We start from the raw sequence: 22,580 nt of genomic DNA, 5'->3' as shown, positions 1-22,580 counted from the left end.
TTCCTTATTTTCGCTGTTATCGCTATATGCACTATAAAATAGTGCGCTATTTATATGTTGCACATAAGGCCGTCAGGGACGGCGCTATGCGCGGTGAAGCTGATGGCGCAGCGTCTCCAGCTCGTGCTGAAGGGCGGCCAGTGAATCTGTATCGCAAGCGGCGGCGCAGCGTACCGATTCTGGAATAGTAAGCGCCTGCTCATGCAGCGCCCGTCCTGATTCGGTTAGCGTGACGGCGACCTGGCGTTCATCCTGACGTGAGCGCTGGCGAACAATCAGCCCGGCGCTCTCCAGGCGTTTCAGCAGCGGCGTCAGGGTGGCAGAGTCGAGAAACAGCTGCTCGCCAATCTCTGACACGGTAATGTCGTCCCGCTCCCACAATACCAGCATCACCAAATACTGCGGGTAGGTGAGGCCTAGCGGCGCTAAGAGCTGCCGATAGAGTTTATTCAGCGCCAGGTTTGCGGAGTAGAGCGCAAAGCAGAGCTGGTTATTCAGGGCCAGCGGCGCATCCGCCGGAGCCGTCGATTTCGTCTTCATGAAAAGAATATAGATAGCACACGATTTAATTGCAAGTTATATTTTTGTGGCAAGGCAAATCCATCACGGGCAGACATAGCGCAGCACCACCTGCACTGCCATCGCGCGGTAGTACGCCTGCTGGGCCTGGCTGTCCGCTCCCTCTTCAAACAGCAGCGTAAAGGTGTAGCTGTTCGCCACGTAGTGGAAGCTGAAGCTGCTCATCAGACGGTGCACGTCGCGGGCATTCACGCTGCGGCTGAAAAGCTGCTTTTGCTGGCCGCGCTGTAAGATATCCTCCAGCAGGATCAGCGCGCTGCGGTTTACCTTGCGCAGATACGCCGACTGCTGCATGTAGCGTCCGCGCTGCATGTTCTCCATACAGATAATGCGAATAAAATCGGGATGCGCAGCATGATAATCAAAGGTGCTCTCCACCAGCTCAACCATCGCCTCTACCGGCGGCAAGCGCGTCAGGTTAAGGCGCGTTTCGCTGGCGCGGATCTGGGTATAAACATACTCAAGCACCTGCAGATAGAGGGTCTCTTTGGTCTTAAAGTGGTAAACCACCATCCGCTTGGTGGTGCCCGCCTTTTCGGCGATCTGCTCCATACGCGCGCCGTTCAGGCCATACTCGGCAAATAGCGCAATGGCACTGGTGAAGATTTTGTCTTTCAGGCTAGACTCGTCCAGTTTCTCCGGTAAATAAACGCCGTCGTGCTTCACATCTGCCTCTTTTTGGCCGTAACAGGAACAGGGATTATTACCAGGGCGCAGGCAGAACACAAACCTCAAACGCGGGGGCGCTTACGGTAGATCCACAGTCCGGGTACTGACAGGCCGACAGAGAGCGCTGCGACAATGGAGGTTGCCTTGAGAAAGTTGGTCAGCAGCAGGATCATCAGCGTTTCGCTGTAGCCCAGATGGCCTATCTTCACTGCGGAGATCATCGCCGTATAGGCCGAGATCCCCGGAAACATCGGGATCACCGCCGCGACGGTAAAGACTTTAGGGTGGGCAAGATACCAGCGTGACCAGCGGATACCGATGCAGCCAACCAGCATGGCAGCGATAAAGGTCGACCATTCAACGTTGATGCCGCTGGTCATCATCACCATTCGCGCGCCGTGGCCGATGGCACCCAGCAGGGCGCACCAGGGCAGAGCACGCTGCGGCACGTTGAACACCATGGCAAAGCCAACGGCAGGAATCGCAGAGAGGATCATGTCCTGCGCCAGCGCCAGTAGAAAATTAATCATACCCATCCGCGTAGCCCCCATAGCGTCATGGCCATCACCACCCCGATACAGGTCGCCAACGTCAGCAGGCTGGCAATGGCCCAGCGTGCCAGTCCGGTGTTGATATGACCTTTAAACATGTCGGCAACGGCATTAATAAGCGGAAAGCCGGGAACCAGCAGCAGGACGCTGGCCGCCATCGCTACCGTTGACGTCTGTAAGAAGGCGGGCAGGGTAAGCATCAGCCCCGAGACGGTGGTAGCCACAAAGGCCGTCAGGCAGAAGTTGATCTGCGGATGCAGGTGCCGCTGGGCTAGCGTCAGACGTACATACATGGCGACGCTGCTGGCACAGAAGGTGATGGCTGCGCCATCCCAGCCGCCGTTATTCAGTTTGCAGAAGCAGGCGCAGGAGAGGCCAACTGCCAGCGTGACCAGCCAGCGTGAATAGCGTAGCGGCTTGATCTGGTTAAAGCGCCGTTCGACGCCTCTCTCATCCAGCAGCTTATGTTCGGTCATAATGACGATGTGCTGCACCTCAGTGACCACGTGCATATTGATGCCGCGATCGCTGTTTTTACGCGTTGAGGTCAAACACTGGCCGTTCTGAATGGTGGTGAGCACAATAGCGTTCGCGGCGATGGCGCTCTCTACACCATCCATTCCCAGCGCGAGGCCAAGGCGGGTAGAGAGCTCTTCCACCAGCGCGCTCTCTGCGCCGTGCTGTAATAGAAGAAGGCCGCACTGAATGCACAGTCGCGTTACGGCCCGCTGTTGATCCCGATCTGCTTCCATGGTTTGCCCTGGCAACGTAGCGAAATAGCAATAGGGTGAAATAGAAAACCTATTTTTAACACAACGTGCTACCTGTCCGGCGCTGTGATAGATCAATATTTAGCTAATTAATCAATTTATCGCGATGCTTGCCATTCGATCCGCTCACCGTCTGCTACCGGGGCGGACAAAGCCAGATTAATATTCATATTATCTATATATTTAAATTTGCTTACTCTATATTGTACTTTTTTAACGTGTCAGCCATTATTTTTTTCAGTAAAGATGTGCAATATTAGGGTAGGGGTAGAAGAATTTTCCCTCTGATGACTGACGCCAGTCGACACGATAAAAAGGTTATAAGTAATCTTAATCCTGTGCGTTACCTACAGTACTAACGCTGTACAGACGATTCATTCGCTCATCGATTTATTCATGATTGTTATTTCGATGGGCGAATAAATAAATCCTGGTTTTTGAATGGAAGCGGAGGTGGTATGTTACCCGAAAAATATAGGTGTGCAGTGATCGTAAGCAAGGCGCCACTAATACAGCGTGGTTTCGTTGCCATTATGGACGATGCCTTTTCTGAGTATGAAGTTGTCTGCTGCTCAGCCCGGCAGGAGGTGACATTCTCCCTGCTCCAGCGCGCAAGCGTTGTGTTTGTCGATCTTACCAACGATCTGCATAAGGCGCGCAGCGCCTGCAGGGAATACGCCGCGATGATGCTGCATATTACTGAAACGCATTGGGTTTTTATGGTTCCCTTGCAGGTTTACCCTATGGCAGTAGAGCAGCTGTTACGATCGGAGAGCACGCTGCTTTCCAGTATGGAACCCCTCGAAGGTATTATTAATGCTATTCGCAGCGGTAGCCGACGCGCAGGAGAAATTAGCGAAGTACTTTTATCTCCTCATGATGGCGACCTCGCTGATGAAAACACACCCGCAGTATCTTTAACCTATTCAGAACGACAGGTATTACGACTTCTTGGTAAAGGATGGGGTATTAATCAGATTGCCGCCATGCTGAAAAAGAGTAATAAAACGGTTAGCGCACAGAAAAATAGTGCCATGCGCCGTCTCTGTTTGCGGAGCAATGCCGAGCTATTTGCATGGATTAACAGTAGTCAGGGTGCAAATGTATTAAATTTAAATACAAGCTATGGAGATGATGGACAATGGAAACAGATGGGAAAAGCAAACACGTTGCCATTATTGAGCGATGTGCCATAAGCGAGGCTGGACTAAGTCAGCTATTTCCAGCAGCAGCGCATTTCCACTTTCACTTTTTTAAAGATTATGCGACGTTCCTTAGTGCGATGGTATGGGCTCCCTGCATTTCACTTATCTATTCACTATCGGGGATCAGAACAGAGAGGTTAACCTGTCTCAGAGCGCTAAACCATATGGAGAAAAATTACCCCGACCGGCAGCGTATTGTTCTGGCTGGGAATCAGATGGAGAAGCGTCTGATAAGTGATTTTTCGCCTACCGCACTGCACGGTATTCTCAGTAAAACCATGCCGTTGGAGCTGGTGCGGCGGCAGCTGTGGACGTGGCTCAACGAGAACCATCAGCAGGACGATAACGTGCTCAACCTCTGGTATTACAGCTACGATCAGGTGCTGACCCAGACCGAGCGCGATATTGTTTTCTGTACCACGCAGGGCTACTCAATTGTGGATATTGCCCGCTACTTCAGACGGAATATTAAAACCATTCGTGCCTATAAGCTTACTCTTATGGCGAAATTGGGCGTACGTAACGATGCAGAGCTGCTCTATGCTGCGGACATTCTTATACATATGCGAAAAACGCTGAATGAGCCCGACGCACCTCAACGGCGGATAACGGCCTAACTGTGAGGTAAATCCTGGTTATACACAGGGTGGCAGGCCGATTATCGATCCTCTTCACAATCACGGAAACCGGTTACAGTAACCGGTTGCACAGTACAGATCGGAGACTGATACTCATTTTGCCATTCCATATTTCGCCTGACCGGAGAGCCAAAATGTCTGCCAACCACGCTGCGTTTAACCTGATCTTCCGTTTTGTTGAAAATTATGTCAGCCCCATCGCCGGACGCATCTCTGCTCAGCGTCATGTGATGGCAATTCGTGATGGTTTTATCTCGGCAATGCCCTTTATGATTGTCGGATCCTTCCTGCTTATTTTTGCCTATCCCCCGTTTTCACCGGATACCACCTGGGGCTTCGCGCGCGGTTGGCTCGATCTGGCCAAGCAGTATGAGGGGCGGATCCTCACCCCGTTCGATATGACCATGGGGATCATGTCGATCTACATCTGTGCCGCCATCGCTTACAACCTCGGCAAGCACTACGTGAAGTCTCACCAGCTCGACCCCTTCATGTGCGCCATGCTCTCGCTGATGGCGTTCTTGCTGGTAGCAGCGCCAAAAACCGATAGTGCCTTGCCGGTGCATAGCCTCGGCGGCACCGGGATCTTTACCGCTATCCTGGTCGCCATCTACTGTGTGGAGCTGATGCGCTTTTTAAAAGCGCACAACATCGGTATCCGCCTGCCGGACCAGGTTCCGCCGATGATCAAAAACTCATTCGATCTGCTGATCCCGGTATTAGTGGTGGTGCTAACGCTCTACCCGCTGAGCCTGTTTATCCAGTCAGAGTTCTCGGTGCTGATCCCACAGGCGATTATGGCGCTGTTTAAACCCCTGGTGGCCGCCGCTGACTCGCTGCCTGCCATCCTGCTGGCGGTGTTGATTGGCCACCTGCTGTGGTTCGCGGGCATTCACGGGGCGGCTATCGTCTCCGGCATGCTGCAGATGTTTTGGTTAACCAACCTGGGGATGAACCAGACTGCCCTGGCGCAAGGCGCACCGCTGCCGCACATCTTTATGGAGGCGTTCTGGACGTTCTTTATTGTGGTCGGGGGCTCCGGAGCGACAATGGGGCTGGTGATCTGCTATCTGCGTAGCCGCTCCGTACACCTGCGCTCGATTGGGCGGCTCAGCATTGTCCCCAGTTTCTTCAACATCAACGAGCCCGTTATCTTCGGCACGCCTATCGTCATGAATCCGGTCTTTTTTATCCCCTTCCTGCTCGCACCGCTGGTTAACTCGGTGATTGCCTGGGGCGCAATGAAAATGGATCTGATTGGTCGGGTCATTGCCGTTGTACCCTGGACCGCACCGGCACCGATTGGGGCTGCCTGGGCGCTGGGCTGGGACTACCGGGCGGCCATCCTTGTGGTGCTGTTGGCCGTGGTCTCCGCCGTGATCTACTTCCCGTTCTTCAAAGTGTACGAGAAGCAGCTTCTGGAGCAGGAGGCGCAGGAGTCACAGCGCGCAGAGGGTGAGAGCCAGCAGGTTGCGTAGAGGTTATTTAAGCGTACAGTCGCCGCACTGCTGGACATCCGGCAGGCGGTAGCGCTGACAGCAGGTACGACGCGTCAGCACGCCTTCACGCAGCACAACGGTGCGCCAGAGGGGGTTATCCATGCCGTTCGCCAGCGTTTTGTCGAAAAAGCAGAGCTGGCGCAGGGCGCTCACTCTGGCATCGCCGAGCAGCGGCTTCATCTCATTCAGATACCAGTTGATAAGATAACCGGTATTGCTCCAGATAAGCTTGCCGTTGATCTCGCCGGTGGCTTCCAGGGCCTGCACGACCGGCAGCATCGCCGAGACAATGAGTTTCTCAATGCGACCCCGATCGTCTAGCAGCGTGGTGTAGCGATCGGCATGCACGTCGGCCCAGAAGCAGGCCGCGCGGCCCGTTTCATGGAATTCCACGTGGAAATGTTCGGGGGAGACATCCAGCGCAGTGTCGTGCGCCAGCAGGGCCAGCATCAGCGGCGGAACCAGCAGGCCCAGATACCACTGCGCCCACAGCGAGAGGAGCGGTTTCCCTTCGCGAGGCTGATTCGGCTGGTTGCGGTAGATATGATCGCCGTAGTCGGCCAGCAGCGTGCGCAGCGCGGCGGGGCGCTGCCACTGTGCCAGGGTCATCGCCTGATGCGGCGGCGGCTCGTCGAGACGGATAACCTCCAGCATATGCGGACGCTGGCTGGACATTGTTTCGCGTAAGGCACTGGCAAGCGTTGGCGCAGCGCTGTACAGCGGGGTTCGCCAAATCAGATCGTTTGCCAGCAGTTCGGAACGTTGCGCCATAGGAGGTTAGACCGGAATCTAAATGATAATGATTGCCAATCCTAACCACAGGCAAGCGCAAGCGCAACATTTTTGTCGCTAAACGCGGGTCTGTTTGCGTTTATGCCATCTGCAGCTCACCGCTGACCAGAATAGAGTTGCGGCCTAAATGCTTCGCTTCGTACAGCGCCTTATCCGCTTTGCCCAGCGCGTCCTCAATATCTTCGTCCAGCAGAGGGGCGATACCGATGCTAACCGTGACGTTGGTTGCCACGCTCTCATTAAACATATGCGGGATTTTAAGATCGAAAACCTGCTGGCGAATGCGCTCGGCGGTAGTTCGGGCGTGCTCCAGATCGACGTTACTCAGCAGGATCATAAACTCCTCGCCACCGAAGCGGGCCACGATATCCCGGGAGCGCACGGCATCACGGATGGCAGCAGAAACGCGGATCAGCGCCTGGTCACCCATCATATGGCCGTAGTGATCGTTGTAAGCCTTGAAGTGGTCGATATCCAGCAGCAGCACGAACTGCCTGCCGTCATCATGGGCGAGCAGGTTATCGAGCTTATTTTGCAGGCCGCGGCGGTTATAGAGGCCGGTCAGCGGATCGAGCATGCTTAAATCGTTCAGCGTCTTGCGCTCATCCAGCAGCCTGTACATCAGATCCTGGGCAAAGCTTTCATTACGCCGCTGAATCACATGCTGGATGGTGATGCCGACTACCGGCAGGGCGAGGCAGTAGAGCACTCTTAGCCAGGCGTTACCGTCGCTAAGCCAGAGGCAGGTCAGGCTGACCGGCAGGGAGTGCAAGATAAACGCGCTGATATTGTTAGAGAAAGCGATAGTCCCAATGAATAATACGCTTAATAACGCAATTAAAAGATAAGCCGGATCCTGGTGACCGATAGCTGAATATTTCACGCTAACGTGCCACGCCCACAGAGTGCCAAATAAGATCGAAATGAGCGGAATATTTATTTTCTTCTCAGATTGCCATCTATGCCAAAGCAGCAGCGCAACGCTGGCGGTGAAGAGCAGCCCGAGCGGCAGCGTCACGCCCCTGGCGCTGCTCAGCGGCAGCAGGTATGAGAAGAGGGCCGAAACGGCATTGAGAAACAAGAATAACCGCAGCGATAATTGATATTTCTTGTTACAGAGGTTATGCCAGGATTGTGCTGTCATGTGTAATGTCGTTATTTATCTGCAATATATGAAAAGTTATGGTTGGCAAAATGAGAAATAACGCGTGAATAAAAATTCGCGAAAAGAGTAATAAATTATTATGTATTTTCCGAGGCGCACAATTTATCACCTTCATGAATGTCTGTCATTAACAGATGTAGAAAATTAATGCACTGGTCGACCAGGTGACAGAAAGCGAATGGAGCAGGCTATTTTCGGCCGTAGTTGCCGTTGGGTATCGTGCGGGTGCGGGTAATGATGACGTTGGAAAAGCAGAGGAAGCGGGTAAAACCGGAAGAGCGTATTGGGGGAGAGCAAGATAAGTGGTGCGAGGGGGGGGACTCGAACCCCCACATCCAAAGGACACTAACACCTGAAGCTAGCGCGTCTACCAATTCCGCCACCTTCGCACAGCTATCTTACTTTTTTACTGTTTGATATCGCCTCGTTGGTGCGAGGGGGGGGACTCGAACCCCCACATCCTAAGGACACTAACACCTGAAGCTAGCGCGTCTACCAATTCCGCCACCTTCGCCCAGTGCGAGCAATATCAATCGTGATTTATGGTGCGAGGGGGGGGACTCGAACCCCCACATCCGTAAGGACACTAACACCTGAAGCTAGCGCGTCTACCAATTCCGCCACCTTCGCAGACCATCGATACTTTTAAAGTATCGTAACCACGGAGGCGCATTCTAGATGTTTTATACCGTTCGTCAACAGTTAATTATGGGGGTGAGGGCAACTGATGCAAAAAACGCCGGTTCGCCCGGCGTTCAGATGTTTAACGCTTCGCCTGGCGGGTCATTACCGTACGGTAAACCTTAAACCGCCCGGTCTGGGCCAGCACTTCGTGGAAGCCAAAGGTCTCATCCAGCACCTGGGGATAGGGCAGGAAGGCGTTGGCCACAATCCGCAGCTCGCCGCCGCTGTTCAGATGGCGTACCGCGCCGCGGATCAGCGTCTGCGCTGCCTCCAGGCTGGTCTGCAAACCATCGTGGAACGGCGGGTTAGAGATGATCATATCGTAACGCCCGGTCACCTCGGAGAAGACGTTGCTGGCAAAGACCTCGCCCTCAAAGCCGTTGGCTGCGAGGGTCGCGCGGCTGGCTTCCACCGCCGGTGCGCTGACGTCACAGAGCGTCAGGCGGACCTTCGGTGAGTGGCTGGCCAGCACCGCAGAGAGCACGCCCGCGCCGCAGCCGATATCCAGCACCTTGCCTTTGGTGTGCGGTGTCAGGGTGGAGAGCAGCAGCTGGCTGCCGCTGTCCAGACCATCACGGCTGAACACGCCCGGCAGCGTGTGGATAGTCAGATCGTCCAGCGTATAGCTACCACCAAACGCGGCGGCATCAAACGCAGGCTGCTTCTCCAGACGGCCATGGTACAGGCCGCAGCGGCGCGCGCTGTCGACCTTGTTCAGCGGACAGTACTCCGCCAGCATCTGCTCGGCGCTGCGCACGCCGCTGCGGTTCTCGCCGACCACAAAAATATCGGTGCCCAGCGGCAGCAGGGAGAGAATATTCATCAGCTGGAACTGGGCTTCCGGCTTGTTCTTCGGCCAGTAGTAGATCAGCGTATCGCTGTCGCCCACGTCGGCCTGCTCAGCAACAAGGCTAAAGCGGGCGTTGTCGCCCAGCTGGCGGCTCAGCACCTGCCAGTGGTGAAACTGTTGGGTATGGGCGCGGCTCTCAGCGGTATCCAGACGCGCGGGCAGGTCGTCCTGCATATCTCCGGCAAACAGAACGCGGCTCTCTTCGAAATCATCACTGTGACGCAGCAAGACTTCACTTGCCGGGGTTAAAGCAGACATGAAACAGCTCCTTAATAAACTCAGCGCTGGATTATAGTTGTTTGTTGGCGCAGATACGACGAATTTGCTATATTTGCGCGCCTGACTTACAGGAGTGACCCGCTATGATTTCCCGACGCGACTGGCAGCTACAGCAGCTGGGCATTACCCAGTGGTCTTTGCGCCTGCCTACGGCGTTGCAGGGCGAAGTCGCTGTGTCACTGCCCGCGCATATCCGTCTGGTGATGGTGGCAAACACGCTTCCGGCGCTCAGCGAGCCGCTGGTGGGTGATATTCTGCGGGCGCTGACGATAACCCCGGATCAGGTGCTGCAGCTGACGCCCGACCGCGTGGCGATGCTGCCCCCGGAGAGCCGCTGTAACAGCTGGCTGCTGGGTACTCACGAGGCGCTGACGCTGGAAGGCGCCCGCGTCCACTCTCCCGCGCTCGATGAACTGCGGGCAAACCCGGCGGCACGAGCCGACCTATGGCGACAAATCTGCGAGTATGAACACGATTTCTTCCCTCAGCACGGCTGACCTCACGCACGCTTTTGCCATTGAGCAACGCGCCCATGCTTTTCCGTGGAGCGAAAAGACCTTCGCCAGTAATCAGGGTGAACGTTACCTGAACCTGGGCCTGACGGTTGACGAGACGCTGGCGGCGTTTGCCATTACCCAGGTCGTTCTTGACGAAGCCACGCTGTTTAATATCGCGGTCGATCCCGCGTTTCAGCGCCGGGGGCTGGGGCGTGCGCTGCTTGAGCATCTTATTAGCGAGCTGGAGAAGCGTGAGGTACTGACGCTGTGGCTGGAGGTGCGGGCCTCAAACAGCGCGGCTATTGCCCTCTATGAAAGCCTGGGCTTTAACGAGGCGACAATTCGCCGCAACTACTATCCAACCGCTGACGGGCGCGAAGACGCCGTAATTATGGCTTTGCCGCTTTAATAAAAAAGGTAATGTAATGAACTGGGACTGGATCTTCTTTGACGCCGACGAAACGCTGTTTACCTTCGACTCATTCAGCGGACTACAGCGGATGTTTCTCGACTACAGCGTGACCTTTACCGCTGAAGATTTTCAGGACTACCAGGCCGTCAATAAGCCGCTGTGGGTGGATTACCAGAACGGCGCTATCACCTCTTTGCAGCTTCAGCATCAGCGTTTCCAGAGCTGGGCCGACCGCCTCAGCGTGCTGCCAGGCGATCTTAACAGCGCCTTTATTAATGCGATGGCCGAAATTTGCGCCCCGCTGCCGGGAGCGGTCTCGCTGCTGAACGCCCTGCAGGGCAAGTGCAAGATGGGCATTATTACCAACGGCTTTACCGCGCTACAGCAAATTCGCCTGGAGCGCACCGGCCTGCGCGACCATTTTGACCTGATTGTCATCTCCGAGCAGGTTGGCGTGGCGAAGCCGCATCCGCGCATCTTTGACTACGCCCTGGAGCAGGCGGGCAATCCCGCGCGTTCCCGCGTGCTGATGGTGGGCGATACCGCCGAGTCCGATATTCTGGGTGGCATGAATGCCGGATTAGCCACCTGCTGGCTCAATGCGCACAACCGCACGCTGCCGGAGGGGATCAACCCGACCTGGACCGTGACCTCGCTGAGCGAACTGGAGCAACTCCTGTGTAAACATTGATTGCCTGCCTCCCATTGCTGGGTAAAATAGCCGCATTTTCCTGTTTCATGATGCGCGGCCTGGTGCCGCGTTTATATAAGAAGATTTGATTATGACGTTGTCTCCTTATCTGCAAGAGGTGGCCAAGCGCCGTACTTTTGCCATTATCTCTCACCCGGACGCCGGTAAAACCACCATCACTGAAAAGGTGCTGCTGTTCGGACAGGCGATCCAGACCGCCGGTACGGTAAAAGGCCGTGGTTCGAGCCAGCACGCAAAATCCGACTGGATGGAGATGGAAAAGCAGCGTGGTATCTCCATTACCACCTCCGTGATGCAGTTCCCGTATCACGACTGCCTGGTGAACCTGCTGGACACCCCGGGGCACGAAGACTTCTCTGAAGATACCTACCGTACCCTGACGGCGGTGGACTGCTGCCTGATGGTTATCGACGCCGCGAAAGGGGTTGAGGATCGTACCCGCAAGCTGATGGAAGTGACCCGTCTGCGCGATACGCCGATCCTGACCTTTATGAACAAGCTCGACCGCGACATCCGTGACCCGATGGAAGTGATGGACGAGGTAGAGAGCGAGCTGAAGATTGCCTGCGCACCGATTACCTGGCCGATTGGCTGCGGCAAGCTGTTTAAAGGCGTTTACCATCTCTATAAAGATGAAACCTACCTCTACCAGACCGGTAAAGGGCACACCATCCAGGAGGTCCGTATTGTTAAGGGCCTGGATAACCCGGATCTCGACGTTGCGGTAGGTGAAGAGCTGGCCGCACAGCTGCGTGATGAGCTGGAGCTGGTGAAGGGCGCGTCTCACGAGTTCGACAAAGAGCTCTTCCTCGCCGGTGAAATTACCCCGGTGTTCTTTGGTACCGCGCTGGGTAACTTCGGCGTTGACCACATGCTGGACGGTCTGGTCGAGTGGGCACCCACGCCGATGCCGCGTAAAACCGATACCCGCGAAGTGGAAGCTAAAGAGGAGAAGTTCTCTGGCTTCGTCTTTAAAATTCAGGCCAACATGGATCCGAAACACCGTGACCGCGTGGCGTTCCTGCGCGTCGTTTCCGGGAAATATGAAAAGGGCATGAAGCTGCGCCAGGTGCGTATCGGTAAGGATGTGGTGATTTCCGACGCGCTGACCTTTATGGCGGGCGACCGTTCGCACGTTGAAGAGGCGTATCCGGGAGATATCATCGGCCTGCACAACCACGGTACGATCCAGATCGGCGACACCTTCACCCAGGGCGAAATGATGAAGTTCACCGGTATCCCGAACTTTGCCCCTGAGCTGTTCCGCCGCATCCGCCTGCGCGATCCGCTGAAGCAGAAGCAGCTGCTCAAAGGGCTGGTTCAGCTCTCGGAAGAGGGCGCAGTGCAGGTGTTCCGTCCGATTGCCAATAACGATCTGATCGTTGGCGCGGTTGGGGTGCTGCAGTTCGACGTGGTAGTTGCGCGCCTGAAGAGCGAATACAACGTGGAAGCGATCTACGAATCGGTTAACGTGGCGACCGCCCGCTGGGTAGAGTGCAGCGACGTGAAGAAATTCGAAGAGTTCAAACGTAAAAACGAGGTCCAGCTGGCGCTGGACGGCGGGGATAACCTGACCTACATCGCGCCGACCATGGTCAACCTGAACCTGACGCAGGAGCGTTACCCTGACGTTCAGTTCCGTAAAACGCGCGAACACTAATCTCCTCTCTTCTCCAGAGCACGGCAGCCGCCGTGCTCTGTCACTTTCCCTGTCTTATTAGTCCCTTGCGGAATGTTCTTAAATAGCCCGCTTTTTGCTTTTATCGCCTGTTTTTTATCTTCTCTCCCAAGCGCTTTTTAAATTGTTGGCTATATTTAACAAAGTGATTACCAGACGTGTGGATGAATGCACTGTTCAATGCGTGAATAAAAGCGTTTCATCCCACACTCTTTTTTAGTCACATGATTAATCGCTGTACGACAGGGTGTTACTCACCTTAGCAGCAAAGTGGCCTTGATGGCTGCTCAAAGCCCAAAACGTGGGCAAACTGAAAGGAATAGATCGATGACTATGACAAGACTGAAGATTTCTAAAACCCTGCTGGCTGTTGTATTAGGTTCTGTTGTTGCAAGCGGTTCTGCCATGGCAGAAACCAGCGCAACTGACAAAGCGCAATCTTCGGCGCACAGCGCAGGTGAAAAAATCGATAGCTCTATGAATAAAGTCGGTAACTTCATGGACGACAGCGCGATCACCGCCAAAGTTAAAGCAGCTCTGGTCGATCACGACAGCATTAAGAGCACCGACATCTCCGTCAAGACTGACAAAGCTGTTGTCACCCTGAGCGGTTTCGTTGAGAGCCAGGCGCAGGCTGAAGAAGCGGTAAAAGTTACTAAACAGGTTGAGGGCGTCAAGTCCGTTAGCGATAAGCTGCACGTACGCGATGGCAAAGACTCTTCTGTGAAGGGCTATGCAGGTGATACTGCGACCACCAGCGAAATTAAAGCTAAGCTGTTAGCTGATGACATCGTTCCGGCACGTAAAGTGAAAGTTGAAACCACCGATGGTGTGGTCCAGCTGTCCGGTACGGTTGATTCCCAGGCACAAATCGAACGTGCGGAGAGCATCTCCAAAGCGGTCGATGGTGTGAAAAGTGTGAAAAACGATCTTAAAGTTAACAAGTAATCTCAGAATGCGATCCCCCGCGTTGTAACGGGGGACGTGAGCATCACACCGAGTAAGTATCGCCGGTGAGTAGCCTGAGCGCTCACTAACAGCGGTAAAGTTAACTATGGTAAAGGAAAGGAGAATCTTATGTTTCGTTGGGGCATTATATTTCTGGTTATCGCGTTAATCGCCGCTGCTCTGGGCTTTGGTGGCCTGGCCGGTACGGCAGCAGGTGCAGCAAAAATTGTTTTTGTTGTCGGGATCATTCTGTTCCTGGTCAGCCTGTTCATGGGACGTCGGCGTCCATAGCGAGCCGTGAATTCCCGCTAATCGTAAAGCCAGTCCTTGTGACTGGCTTTCACGGTTTTAGAACGCAGGAAATTAGGATAAGCTATTAATAATTAAAACAATGAAAGGAAGGCAGGGTGGGGCAGCGAATTCCCGTTACGCTCGGCAATATAGCGCCGCTGGCGTTGAGATCCTTTCGCCCGGGACGACTCGCCTTAGTGTGTGAAGGCGGCGGTCAACGAGGCATTTTTACTGCCGGCGTGCTGGACGAATTCATGCGCGCGCAATTCAATCCCTTTGAACTCTTCTTCGGCACCTCTGCCGGAGCACAAAATATCTCGGCCTACCTCTGTAATCAGCCCGGTTACGCGCGCAAGGTCATCATGCGCTACACCACTTCCCGTGAATTCTTCAATCCGGTGCGCTTTGTGCGCGGCGGCAACCTGATCGATCTCGACTGGCTGGTAGAGTCTACGGCCAGAGATATGCCGCTGGCGATGGATACCGCTGCCCGCCTGTTTGACGTCGGCAAGCTGTTCTATATGTGCGCCTGCCGCGGCGATGACTACACCCCAGGCTACTTCTCGCCGACCAGTCAAACCTGGATGGATCTGATCCGCGCCACCAGCGCTATCCCCGGCTTTTACCGCAGCGGCGTGATGCTGGACGGAATTAACTATCTCGACGGCGGCATTAGCGACGCCATTCCGGTGCAGGAGGCGGCAAAGCGGGGGGCGAAAACCATCGTGGTGATCCGCACCGTGCCGTCGCAGATGTACTACACACCGCAGTGGTTCAAGCGCATGGAGCGCTGGCTGGGCGAGGGCAGCTTGCAGCCTTTCGTCAACCTGGTTCACCACCATGAGAACAGCTATCATGCGATCCAGCAGTTTATTGAGAAGCCCCCCGGCAAGCTGCGGATCTTTGAGATCTATCCGCCGCGCCTGCTAAAGAGCATGGCCCTCGGCAGTCGCCTGCCCGCGCTGCGTGATGATTACAAGATGGGGCGGCTGTGCGGTCGTTACTTCCTCGCCACCGTTGGCAAGCTGCTGGTAGACGAGCCGCCGCTGCTGCGCCATGCGCCAAGAATTATTACCCCGGCGACGGTAGTGGTGCCGCCTGCGGTAGTGGCAAACGATGCGCTGACCACTACGCTGGTCGACGCGCCGCAGGCCAACGATACGACCTTTAGCAACGAGAATTCGGCATGACGCAACGCTTTATCGATACCCACTGTCACTTTGACTTTCCGCCCTTTACCGGCGAGGAGGCGCAGAGCCTGGCTCAGGCCAGAGCAGCGGGCGTTGAGGCGATTATCGTGCCCGCCACCGAAGCGGCAAATTTTTCCCGCGTGCTGGCGCTGGCAGAGCGATTTGACGCCGTCTATGCCGCGCTGGGACTCCACCCGATCGTGATAGAAAACCATACGCCAGCCTGCATTGACAGACTGGCCGAGCAGCTGGCCGCCCGGCCTACCCGGCTGGTGGCGATAGGCGAGATTGGGCTGGATCTCTATCGGCAAGATCCGCAGTTTGATAAGCAGGAGCAGATCCTTGATGCGCAGCTGCGGCTGGCAAAGCAGTACGATCTGCCAGTGATCCTTCACTCCCGACGCACCCATGACAAGCTAGCGATGCACCTCAAGCGTCATAGCCTGCCGCGTACCGGCGTCGTACACGGCTTTGCGGGTAGCCTGCAACAGGCCCAGCGCTTTGTTGAGATGGGCTACCGAATTGGCGTCGGGGGCACGATCACCTATCCGCGGGCGAGTAAAACCCGCGACGTTATCGCCCGCCTGCCGCTCTCCTCTCTACTGCTGGAGACCGATGCCCCGGATATGCCGCTCAACGGTTTCCAGGGGCACCCCAATCGCCCCGAGCAGGCCGCCCGCGTCTTTAGCACACTCTGTGAGCTGCGTCCGGAATCCCCTGACGAGATAGCTGCTACGCTTCTTGATAATACGCATCAAACGTTTATGTGAAAATTTTATCATTTCTCTCCCGCTTGGAGCGATATTACGCCGATATGTCGCGCTTAACGGTGCTGTTATGTTAGAATTCTAACATGCCGGCCGTTCCGGGTATCGCCGCAATGAACGGCTTAAACAGTGATGTATCTCACATTGATATTGTGCAACTTTGCATGACGTTTTCATTAAATGTGATGTGCATCGAAGTGTCGTGGCGGGAGGATGTTAGAATAGTAACAGACCCGCCCGGTTAAACAATGAACCGGCAAACGCCGTCTTCAGCTTCTGGAGAGTGTTATGACTGATTTAACTGCAAGCAGCCTGCGCGCATTGCAACTGATGGATTTGACCACCCTGAACGATGATGACACCGATGCGAAAGTCATCGCCCTGTGCCATCAGGCGAAAACCCCGGTAGGTAACACCGCCGCCATCTGCATCTACCCGCGTTTTATTCCGATTGCGCGTAAAACGCTGAAAGAGCAGGGCACGCCGGAGATCCGCATTGCTACGGTGACGAACTTCCCGCACGGCAATGACGATGTTGAGATCGCCCTGGCAGAGACGCGCGCGGCCATTGCCTACGGCGCGGACGAAGTGGACGTGGTGTTCCCGTATCGGGCGCTGATCGCCGGCAATGAGCAGATCGGTTTCGATCTGGTTCAGGCCTGTAAAGCCGCCTGTGCAGAAGCCAACGTGTTGCTGAAGGTCATTATCGAAACCGGCGAGCTGAAAGAGGAGGCCCTGATCCGTAAAGCTTCCGAAATCGCTATCAAAGCAGGCGCGGACTTTATTAAAACCTCCACCGGTAAGGTGCCGGTAAACGCTACCCCGGAGAGCGCGCGCATTATGCTGGAAACCATTCGCGACCTGGGCGTAGAGAAAACCGTGGGCTTTAAACCGGCGGGCGGCGTGCGTACGGCGGAAGACGCCGCGCAGTTCCTGGCCATTGCCGACCAGCTGTTCGGCGCAGAGTGGGCTGACTCACGCCACTACCGCTTTGGCGCGTCCAGCCTGCTGGCGAGCCTGCTGAAGGCCCTCGGCCACGGCGACGGCAAAAGCGCAAGCAGCTATTAATCAATACCGTTGGGTCTCCTCGTAGGCCCGATAAGCGGAGCGCCATCGGGCATATGCTGATGGCCTCCGCGCCAGCTCATCAAGGGGGTTACCTTGTTTCTCGCTCAAGAAATCATTCGAAAAAAACGCGATGGCCACGCCCTCAGCGACGAAGAGATCCGCTTTTTTATCAACGGCATTCGTGATAACACCATTTCAGAAGGTCAGATCGCCGCGCTGGCGATGACCATCTTTTTCCATGACATGGCAATGCCGGAGCGCGTCTCTCTGACCATGGCGATGCGCGACTCGGGTACGGTGCTGGACTGGAAAAGCCTCAGCCTGAACGGCCCGATTGTCGATAAGCACTCTACCGGCGGCGTGGGCGATGTAACCTCCCTGATGCTCGGCCCGATGGTGGCAGCCTGTGGCGGCTACGTGCCAATGATCTCCGGACGCGGTCTGGGCCACACCGGCGGCACCCTCGACAAGCTGGAAGCCATCCCCGGCTTTGACATCTTCCCAAGCGATAGCCGCTTCCGGGACATTATTAAGGACGTCGGCGTCGCGATTATCGGCCAGACCAGCTCCCTCGCCCCGGCGGACAAGCGCTTTTACGCCACCCGCGATATTACCGCCACGGTTGACTCTATTCCGCTGATCACCGCCTCTATTCTGGCGAAAAAGCTGGCGGAAGGGCTGGATGCGCTGGTAATGGATGTGAAAGTGGGCAGTGGGGCGTTTATGCCGACCTATGAACTGTCTGAAGCACTGGCCGAAGCCATCGTTGGCGTTGCCAACGGCGCAGGCGTACGTACTACGGCTCTGCTGACCGATATGAACCAGGTCCTGGCCTCCAGCGCCGGTAACGCGGTGGAAGTGCGCGAGGCGGTGCAGTTCCTGACCGGTGAATACCGCAACCCGCGCCTGCTCGACGTCACCATGGCGCTGTGCGTGGAGATGCTCATCTCCGGCAAGCTTGCCCGCGACGACGCCGATGCCCGCCAGCAGCTGCAGGCGGTGCTGGACAACGGCAAAGCGGCAGAGATCTTTGGCCGGATGGTGGCTGCGCAAAAAGGCCCCGCTGACTTCGTAGAAAACTACGCAAAATACCTGCCGACGGCGACGCTTAGCAAGGCGGTCTACGCCGATACCGAAGGGTTTGTCTCGGCGATGGATACCCGTGCGCTGGGCATGGCGGTGGTGTCGATGGGCGGCGGTCGTCGCCAGGCTTCTGACAGCATCGACTACAGCGTCGGCTTTACCGATATGGCGCGTCTGGGAGACAGCATTGACGGCCAGCGACCGCTGGCGGTGATCCACGCCAAAGACGAGGCCAGCTGGCAGGAAGCGGCGAAAGCCGTGAAGTCCGCCGTCACGTTAGACGATCAAGCTCCCGAAACCACGCCAACCGTCTATCGTCGTATTACTGAATAGCTGTATACTGATCTGATCGACTTAATTTGAAGCACTAGTACGGAGAAAATATGAAACGTGCATTTATTATGGTGCTGGACTCTTTCGGCATCGGCGCTACCGAAGATGCGGACCGTTTTGGTGATGCAGGCTCTGATACGCTCGGCCATATTGCCGAAGCCTGTGCCAAAGGCGAAGCTAACACCGGCCGTCAGGGCCCGCTGAACCTGCCTAATTTAACCCGTCTGGGCCTGGCGAAGGCGCATGAAGGCTCAACCGGCACTATTCCTGCGGGGATGGACGGTAACGCAGAGATCGCTGGCGCTTACGCCTGGGCGCATGAGCTCTCTTCCGGGAAAGATACGCCGTCGGGCCACTGGGAGATTGCCGGCGTGCCGGTTCTCTTTGACTGGGGCTACTTTTCCGACACCGAGAACAGCTTCCCACAGGAGCTGCTCGACAAGCTGGTAGAGCGCGCCGGGCTGCCGGGCTATCTGGGCAACTGCCACTCCTCCGGGACGGTGATTCTGGATCAGCTCGGTGAAGAGCATATGAAAACCGGCAAGCCGATTTTCTACACCTCTGCGGACTCGGTGTTCCAGATCGCCTGCCATGAAGAGACCTATGGCCTGGATAAACTCTACGAGCTGTGCGAAATTGCCCGTGAAGAGCTGACCGAAGGCGGCTACAACATCGGCCGCGTGATTGCGCGTCCGTTTGTTGGCGACAAAGCAGGTCACTTCCAGCGTACTGGTAACCGTCACGATCTGGCGGTAGAGCCGCCGGCTCCGACCGTTCTGCAGAAGCTGGTAGAAGAGAAAGATGGCCAGGTGGTATCGGTAGGCAAAATCGCCGATATCTATGCCCACGTCGGTATCACTAAAAAAGTGAAAGCTACCGGCCTGGACGCGCTGTTTGACGCCACCGTGAAAGAGATGAAGGAAGCAGGGGATAACACCATCGTGTTTACCAACTTCGTTGACTTCGACTCCTCCTGGGGGCATCGCCGGGATGTATCAGGCTACGCGGGCGGCCTTGAGCTGTTCGACCGTCGCCTGCCGGAGCTGTTAGCGCTGGTGGAAGAGGGGGACATCATTATCTTCACCGCCGACCACGGCTGCGACCCGACCTGGACCGGTACAGACCACACCCGCGAGCATATCCCGGTGCTGATCTACGGCCCGAACGTCAAGCCTGGCTCGCTGGGCCACCGTGACACCTTCGCGGATATCGGCCAGACGCTGGCATCGTATTTCGGTACGTCGCCAATGGAATATGGCAAAAATATGCTGTAATGCTTTTGCCCGGCAGCGCTGCGCTTGCCGGGCGTACGTATCCTGTAGGCCGGATAAGGCGTAGCCGCCATCCGGTGCAAAAATGTAAAAAAAGGAATGAAAATGGCTACCCCACACATTAACGCCGAGATGGGCGATTTTGCTGACGTTGTGCTGATGCCGGGCGATCCGCTGCGTGCCAAACATATCGCGGAAACCTTCTTTGAAGACGTGCGCGAAGTAAACAACGTGCGCGGGATGCTGGGCTACACCGGCACCTACAAAGGCCGTAAAATCTCGGTGATGGGTCACGGGATGGGTATTCCGTCCTGCTCTATCTATACCAAAGAGCTGATCACCGATTTTGGCGTGAAAAAGATCATCCGCGTAGGCTCCTGCGGCGCGGTACGCGCTGACGTTAAGCTGCGTGACGTGGTGATCGGCATGGGTGCCTGCACCGACTCTAAGGTGAACCGTCTGCGCTTTAAGGATCATGACTTTGCGGCGATTGCCGACTTTGACATGGTGCGCAACGCGGTAGACGCGGCTAAAGCACTGGGCGTTGACGCCCGCGTCGGCAACATCTTCTCTGCCGATCTCTTCTATACGCCGGATCCGACCATGTTCGACGTCATGGAAAAATATGGCATTCTCGGCGTGGAGATGGAAGCGGCAGGGATCTACGGCGTAGCGGCAGAGTTCGGTGCGAAAGCGCTGACTATCTGCACCGTCTCCGACCATATTCGTACTCACGAGCAGACTACCGCTGCCGAACGTCAGACGACCTTCAACGATATGATTAAGATCGCGCTGGAGTCCGTACTGCTGGGCGACAAAGAGTAAGTTTGCTCTTGCCCGGCGCGCTGTGCTGGACGGGCCTGCGAAACCTGTAGGCCCGGTAAGCGTAGCGCCACCGGGCGTTTCCGTTATCTGACCGCGTTACCCATCCATTCCGCTAGCTCCCGCAGCTCTCTCTCCTGCTCGGGAAAATCCCCTATTAGCGCATCGCACGCCTGCTGCAGCCTGGCCGCACGATAAGGGCAGCCCTGCAGACTCGCCGCCAGCGCTTCCAGCGGTGCCGGGTTTAGGCTGTCGGTAAAGATCTGCGCGCGCGTGATATGTCCTCGCTCGACGTCGAAATGCAGCTCAACCCCACCCCAGGTGAAGCGCTCATCCAGCAGATGGCTGAACGAGGGGGCCTGACCAAAGTTCCACTCCCAGCTGCTCTGGCGGGCAAAGGTGTCGGCAAAGTTCGGCAGATCCGGCGTCTTGTCCGGAGAGATAATCTCCGCCGCGACACGTTCGCCGTAGTGGGCAAAAAAGGCCTCGGTGACCGCGGCGCAGATCGCCTCATGGGTGATACCCGGCAGCAGATCGACCAGGTTCGCCACCCGCCCGCGCACCGAGGTAATGCCCTTGGCCTGGAGCTTTTTCTTATCAGGGTTAAGGTAGTTCGCCAGCCGGCTCAGATCGGCATTAAGCAGCAGCGTTCCGTGGTGGAAGCCACGATCCGGGGTCTCGCGATAGGCCGAACCGGAGACTTTGCGATCGCCCTCCGCCGTTTTGACCACCAGATCGTTACGTCCTGAGGCTTCCGCCGCTACGCCCAGGGCGTTGAGGGCGTTGAGCACAATGTGGGTAGAGATGGTTTTGTCATACTCCGGCTTCCCCGCCATAAAGGTAAAGCAGGTATTGCCAAGATCGTGAAACACCGCGCCGCCGCCGCTGCTGCGCCGGGCGAGGCGGACGTTATCCTCCTCCATGCGCCGGGTATTGCACTCTTTCCACGGGTTTTGCGCCCGGCCAATCACCACCGTATCGGCGTTGCGCCACAGAAAGAGCACGCGCTGGGTGGCGGGCATCTGACGGAAGATAGACTCCTCTACCGCCAGGTTAAACCAGGGATCGTACGAATCAGAGATAAGCAGACGTAATGTGGACATGGCAGCTTTCCTTTTCTTTATTTGTCCCCATATTAACGACAAAGCGGCGCGTATGCATACCCGGCCTACGGCTCGCGTTTCTCGCTCTCTTCCTCTTCCGGTACCGACCGGCTGGCGGTGAGCAGGAAGGGTGACTGCTGCCAGCGGGTTCGCTTGCCCTGCAGCAGCGTACGGGTCAGCACCACGCCAATCGCCAGCGACAGGAGCAGCATCAGGCGGAGGATATTTGTGGTATTATCGACCTGTTTTGCTTCGGTCGGTAGGGTATGGGTGTCGAGGGTCAGACGCAGGTAGCCGAGCGGGCCATTTTTCCCCTGTATGGGTTCAACAATCTGCTGGTTGAAGTAGCCGCCGGCTTTTTTTCCGTCCAGCGCCAAACGGTCGCGGACGTCGACGCTCTCTCCTGAACGTGCAATCAGATCGCCCTGCTCATCGTAGACGCCTGCGTCAAGAATGCGGCTCCCTTCGGTGAGCTGGCGCAGCAGCGCGCTAATCGGCTTCTCGTCCGGCGTTTCGCTGCGCATCAGCGGCGTGAGGTTCAGGGTCACCTGGTGCGCCAGGGTACGGGCCAGCTCTTCAAACTGCGGGTTACGCGCCCGCTGGTGGCTCTGGCTAAACCACGATGCCCCCTGCATCAGCGCCACCAGCAGGGCGAGACAGATGAGCACAATTACAGCGCGATGCAGCCGGAATCTCAGTTTTGCGCGGGCCATATTCTTACCTG

The 22,580-nt window shown here is 56.2% G+C and carries 24 protein-coding genes and 3 tRNA genes; 15 read left to right on the top strand and 12 right to left on the bottom strand.

What is annotated here, in order from left to right; translation table 11 throughout:
- Nucleotides 1-84: 84 nt before the first annotated feature.
- From NR795_RS13935 to NR795_RS13920, 4 genes are all read right to left on the bottom strand, one after another.
- Nucleotides 85-540 carry a MarR family winged helix-turn-helix transcriptional regulator gene (locus NR795_RS13935; RefSeq protein ID WP_144816335.1) on the bottom strand — a complete coding sequence of 152 codons (456 nt, stop codon included), beginning with the start codon at nt 538-540 and terminating at the stop codon, nt 85-87.
- A gap of 63 nt (nt 541-603) precedes the next feature.
- Nucleotides 604-1,245, bottom strand: coding sequence for a TetR family transcriptional regulator (locus tag NR795_RS13930; protein ID WP_257758530.1), 642 nt, complete (start codon nt 1,243-1,245; stop codon nt 604-606).
- Nucleotides 1,246-1,310: 65 nt separating this feature from the next.
- The gene (locus NR795_RS13925) at nt 1,311-1,784 is read right to left on the bottom strand and encodes a threonine/serine exporter (protein ID WP_257758529.1); all 474 of its coding nucleotides are present in this window, start codon (nt 1,782-1,784) and stop codon (nt 1,311-1,313) included.
- Complete coding sequence (locus tag NR795_RS13920) at nt 1,775-2,551, bottom strand: threonine/serine exporter ThrE family protein (protein WP_144816328.1); 777 nt, start codon at nt 2,549-2,551, stop codon at nt 1,775-1,777. Before NR795_RS13920 ends, NR795_RS13925 begins: the two co-directional genes overlap by 10 nt.
- A gap of 476 nt (nt 2,552-3,027) precedes the next feature.
- Between NR795_RS13920 and NR795_RS13915 the strand changes: the two genes are divergently transcribed.
- From NR795_RS13915 to NR795_RS13905, 3 genes are all read left to right on the top strand, one after another.
- Nucleotides 3,028-3,765 carry a helix-turn-helix transcriptional regulator gene (locus NR795_RS13915; protein WP_144816326.1) on the top strand — a complete coding sequence of 246 codons (738 nt, stop codon included), beginning with the start codon at nt 3,028-3,030 and terminating at the stop codon, nt 3,763-3,765.
- A complete protein-coding gene (gene bglJ / locus NR795_RS13910; protein ID WP_257758528.1) occupies nt 3,711-4,391 on the top strand; it encodes a DNA-binding transcriptional activator BglJ in 681 nt (226 codons plus the stop codon). Before NR795_RS13915 ends, bglJ begins: the two co-directional genes overlap by 55 nt.
- Nucleotides 4,392-4,546: 155 nt before the next feature.
- Nucleotides 4,547-5,890, top strand: a complete 1,344-nt coding sequence (locus NR795_RS13905; protein ID WP_042388263.1) for a PTS sugar transporter subunit IIC — start codon at nt 4,547-4,549, stop codon at nt 5,888-5,890.
- A 3-nt stretch (nt 5,891-5,893) separates the two neighbouring features.
- Here the strand turns inward: NR795_RS13905 and fhuF are convergent, their stop codons facing one another.
- The 6 genes from fhuF to rsmC all read right to left on the bottom strand — a co-directional run bounded on the left by fhuF (nt 5,894) and on the right by rsmC (nt 9,660).
- Nucleotides 5,894-6,682 carry a siderophore-iron reductase FhuF gene (fhuF, locus tag NR795_RS13900; protein ID WP_144816321.1) on the bottom strand — a complete coding sequence of 263 codons (789 nt, stop codon included), beginning with the start codon at nt 6,680-6,682 and terminating at the stop codon, nt 5,894-5,896.
- A 100-nt stretch (nt 6,683-6,782) separates the two neighbouring features.
- On the bottom strand, nt 6,783-7,847 hold the full coding sequence (locus NR795_RS13895) for a diguanylate cyclase (RefSeq protein ID WP_144816319.1): 1,065 nt from the start codon (nt 7,845-7,847) through the stop codon (nt 6,783-6,785).
- Nucleotides 7,848-8,171: 324 nt separating this feature from the next.
- Nucleotides 8,172-8,257, bottom strand: a tRNA-Leu gene (locus tag NR795_RS13890).
- Nucleotides 8,258-8,296: 39 nt separating this feature from the next.
- Nucleotides 8,297-8,382: transfer RNA gene (locus NR795_RS13885), tRNA-Leu, on the bottom strand.
- A gap of 29 nt (nt 8,383-8,411) precedes the next feature.
- Nucleotides 8,412-8,498, bottom strand: a tRNA-Leu gene (locus tag NR795_RS13880).
- Between the two features lie 133 nt (nt 8,499-8,631).
- On the bottom strand, nt 8,632-9,660 hold the full coding sequence (rsmC, locus tag NR795_RS13875; RefSeq protein ID WP_042388257.1) for a 16S rRNA (guanine(1207)-N(2))-methyltransferase RsmC: 1,029 nt from the start codon (nt 9,658-9,660) through the stop codon (nt 8,632-8,634).
- A gap of 104 nt (nt 9,661-9,764) precedes the next feature.
- Here rsmC and NR795_RS13870 point away from each other — a divergent pair, with 104 nt between their 5' ends.
- The 12 genes from NR795_RS13870 to deoD all read left to right on the top strand — a co-directional run bounded on the left by NR795_RS13870 (nt 9,765) and on the right by deoD (nt 20,756).
- Nucleotides 9,765-10,178: a DNA polymerase III subunit psi gene (locus NR795_RS13870; RefSeq protein WP_144816317.1), complete on the top strand. Its 414-nt coding sequence runs from the start codon at nt 9,765-9,767 to the stop codon at nt 10,176-10,178.
- Complete coding sequence (gene rimI, locus NR795_RS13865; RefSeq protein WP_257758527.1) at nt 10,147-10,587, top strand: ribosomal protein S18-alanine N-acetyltransferase; 441 nt, start codon at nt 10,147-10,149, stop codon at nt 10,585-10,587. Before NR795_RS13870 ends, rimI begins: the two co-directional genes overlap by 32 nt.
- Before the next feature lie 16 nt (nt 10,588-10,603).
- Entirely contained in the window at nt 10,604-11,281 is a 678-nt protein-coding gene (gene yjjG, locus NR795_RS13860; protein ID WP_144816312.1) for a pyrimidine 5'-nucleotidase, read from the top strand.
- A gap of 91 nt (nt 11,282-11,372) precedes the next feature.
- Nucleotides 11,373-12,962: a peptide chain release factor 3 gene (gene prfC / locus NR795_RS13855; protein WP_257758526.1), complete on the top strand. Its 1,590-nt coding sequence runs from the start codon at nt 11,373-11,375 to the stop codon at nt 12,960-12,962.
- A gap of 345 nt (nt 12,963-13,307) precedes the next feature.
- The gene (gene osmY, locus NR795_RS13850) at nt 13,308-13,928 is read left to right on the top strand and encodes a molecular chaperone OsmY (protein ID WP_042388246.1); all 621 of its coding nucleotides are present in this window, start codon (nt 13,308-13,310) and stop codon (nt 13,926-13,928) included.
- Nucleotides 13,929-14,057: 129 nt separating this feature from the next.
- Nucleotides 14,058-14,219, top strand: a complete 162-nt coding sequence (locus NR795_RS13845; RefSeq protein ID WP_002437547.1) for a DUF1328 domain-containing protein — start codon at nt 14,058-14,060, stop codon at nt 14,217-14,219.
- A 116-nt stretch (nt 14,220-14,335) separates the two neighbouring features.
- Entirely contained in the window at nt 14,336-15,409 is a 1,074-nt protein-coding gene (locus tag NR795_RS13840) for a patatin family protein (protein WP_144816306.1), read from the top strand.
- Nucleotides 15,406-16,179, top strand: a complete 774-nt coding sequence (locus tag NR795_RS13835) for a TatD family hydrolase (protein ID WP_257758525.1) — start codon at nt 15,406-15,408, stop codon at nt 16,177-16,179. Before NR795_RS13840 ends, NR795_RS13835 begins: the two co-directional genes overlap by 4 nt.
- A 285-nt stretch (nt 16,180-16,464) precedes the next feature.
- On the top strand, nt 16,465-17,244 hold the full coding sequence (deoC, locus tag NR795_RS13830; RefSeq protein ID WP_154058596.1) for a deoxyribose-phosphate aldolase: 780 nt from the start codon (nt 16,465-16,467) through the stop codon (nt 17,242-17,244).
- Between the two features lie 93 nt (nt 17,245-17,337).
- Nucleotides 17,338-18,660 (top strand): thymidine phosphorylase, encoded by a 1,323-nt coding sequence (deoA, locus tag NR795_RS13825; protein WP_257758524.1) that lies wholly within the window; start codon nt 17,338-17,340, stop codon nt 18,658-18,660.
- A 50-nt stretch (nt 18,661-18,710) separates the two neighbouring features.
- The gene (gene deoB / locus NR795_RS13820) at nt 18,711-19,934 is read left to right on the top strand and encodes a phosphopentomutase (RefSeq protein ID WP_144816297.1); all 1,224 of its coding nucleotides are present in this window, start codon (nt 18,711-18,713) and stop codon (nt 19,932-19,934) included.
- Nucleotides 19,935-20,036: 102 nt separating this feature from the next.
- Nucleotides 20,037-20,756: a purine-nucleoside phosphorylase gene (gene deoD, locus NR795_RS13815; protein ID WP_144816295.1), complete on the top strand. Its 720-nt coding sequence runs from the start codon at nt 20,037-20,039 to the stop codon at nt 20,754-20,756.
- Between the two features lie 83 nt (nt 20,757-20,839).
- Here deoD and lplA read toward each other — a convergent pair whose 3' ends face one another.
- Both lplA and NR795_RS13805 read right to left on the bottom strand, forming a co-directional pair.
- Nucleotides 20,840-21,856: a lipoate--protein ligase LplA gene (gene lplA, locus NR795_RS13810; protein WP_222888859.1), complete on the bottom strand. Its 1,017-nt coding sequence runs from the start codon at nt 21,854-21,856 to the stop codon at nt 20,840-20,842.
- Nucleotides 21,857-21,921: 65 nt separating this feature from the next.
- On the bottom strand, nt 21,922-22,569 hold the full coding sequence (locus NR795_RS13805) for a YtjB family periplasmic protein (protein ID WP_144816291.1): 648 nt from the start codon (nt 22,567-22,569) through the stop codon (nt 21,922-21,924).
- Nucleotides 22,570-22,580: the final 11 nt, after the last annotated feature.

It is taken from the genome of Pseudescherichia sp. L3 (genome assembly GCF_024656065.1).
Lineage (GTDB): Bacteria > Pseudomonadota > Gammaproteobacteria > Enterobacterales > Enterobacteriaceae > Pseudescherichia.
The sequence above is the reverse complement of the archived record's forward strand: the minus strand, read 5'-3'. Positions and strand labels throughout refer to the sequence as shown.

Coding starts and splice junctions, on each gene's coding strand:
- NR795_RS13935 (WP_144816335.1), bottom strand. CDS start 540: ATGAAGACGAAATCGACGGCTCCGGCGGATGCGCCGCTGGCCCTGAAT.
- NR795_RS13925 (WP_257758529.1), bottom strand. CDS start 1,784: ATGGGTATGATTAATTTTCTACTGGCGCTGGCGCAGGACATGATCCTC.
- NR795_RS13920 (WP_144816328.1), bottom strand. CDS start 2,551: ATGGAAGCAGATCGGGATCAACAGCGGGCCGTAACGCGACTGTGCATT.
- NR795_RS13915 (WP_144816326.1), top strand. CDS start 3,028: ATGTTACCCGAAAAATATAGGTGTGCAGTGATCGTAAGCAAGGCGCCA.
- bglJ (WP_257758528.1), top strand. CDS start 3,711: ATGGAAACAGATGGGAAAAGCAAACACGTTGCCATTATTGAGCGATGT.
- NR795_RS13905 (WP_042388263.1), top strand. CDS start 4,547: ATGTCTGCCAACCACGCTGCGTTTAACCTGATCTTCCGTTTTGTTGAA.
- fhuF (WP_144816321.1), bottom strand. CDS start 6,682: ATGGCGCAACGTTCCGAACTGCTGGCAAACGATCTGATTTGGCGAACC.
- NR795_RS13895 (WP_144816319.1), bottom strand. CDS start 7,847: ATGACAGCACAATCCTGGCATAACCTCTGTAACAAGAAATATCAATTA.
- rsmC (WP_042388257.1), bottom strand. CDS start 9,660: ATGTCTGCTTTAACCCCGGCAAGTGAAGTCTTGCTGCGTCACAGTGAT.
- NR795_RS13870 (WP_144816317.1), top strand. CDS start 9,765: ATGATTTCCCGACGCGACTGGCAGCTACAGCAGCTGGGCATTACCCAG.
- rimI (WP_257758527.1), top strand. CDS start 10,147: ATGAACACGATTTCTTCCCTCAGCACGGCTGACCTCACGCACGCTTTT.
- yjjG (WP_144816312.1), top strand. CDS start 10,604: ATGAACTGGGACTGGATCTTCTTTGACGCCGACGAAACGCTGTTTACC.
- prfC (WP_257758526.1), top strand. CDS start 11,373: ATGACGTTGTCTCCTTATCTGCAAGAGGTGGCCAAGCGCCGTACTTTT.
- osmY (WP_042388246.1), top strand. CDS start 13,308: ATGACTATGACAAGACTGAAGATTTCTAAAACCCTGCTGGCTGTTGTA.
- NR795_RS13845 (WP_002437547.1), top strand. CDS start 14,058: ATGTTTCGTTGGGGCATTATATTTCTGGTTATCGCGTTAATCGCCGCT.
- NR795_RS13835 (WP_257758525.1), top strand. CDS start 15,406: ATGACGCAACGCTTTATCGATACCCACTGTCACTTTGACTTTCCGCCC.
- deoC (WP_154058596.1), top strand. CDS start 16,465: ATGACTGATTTAACTGCAAGCAGCCTGCGCGCATTGCAACTGATGGAT.
- deoB (WP_144816297.1), top strand. CDS start 18,711: ATGAAACGTGCATTTATTATGGTGCTGGACTCTTTCGGCATCGGCGCT.
- deoD (WP_144816295.1), top strand. CDS start 20,037: ATGGCTACCCCACACATTAACGCCGAGATGGGCGATTTTGCTGACGTT.
- lplA (WP_222888859.1), bottom strand. CDS start 21,856: ATGTCCACATTACGTCTGCTTATCTCTGATTCGTACGATCCCTGGTTT.
- NR795_RS13805 (WP_144816291.1), bottom strand. CDS start 22,569: ATGGCCCGCGCAAAACTGAGATTCCGGCTGCATCGCGCTGTAATTGTG.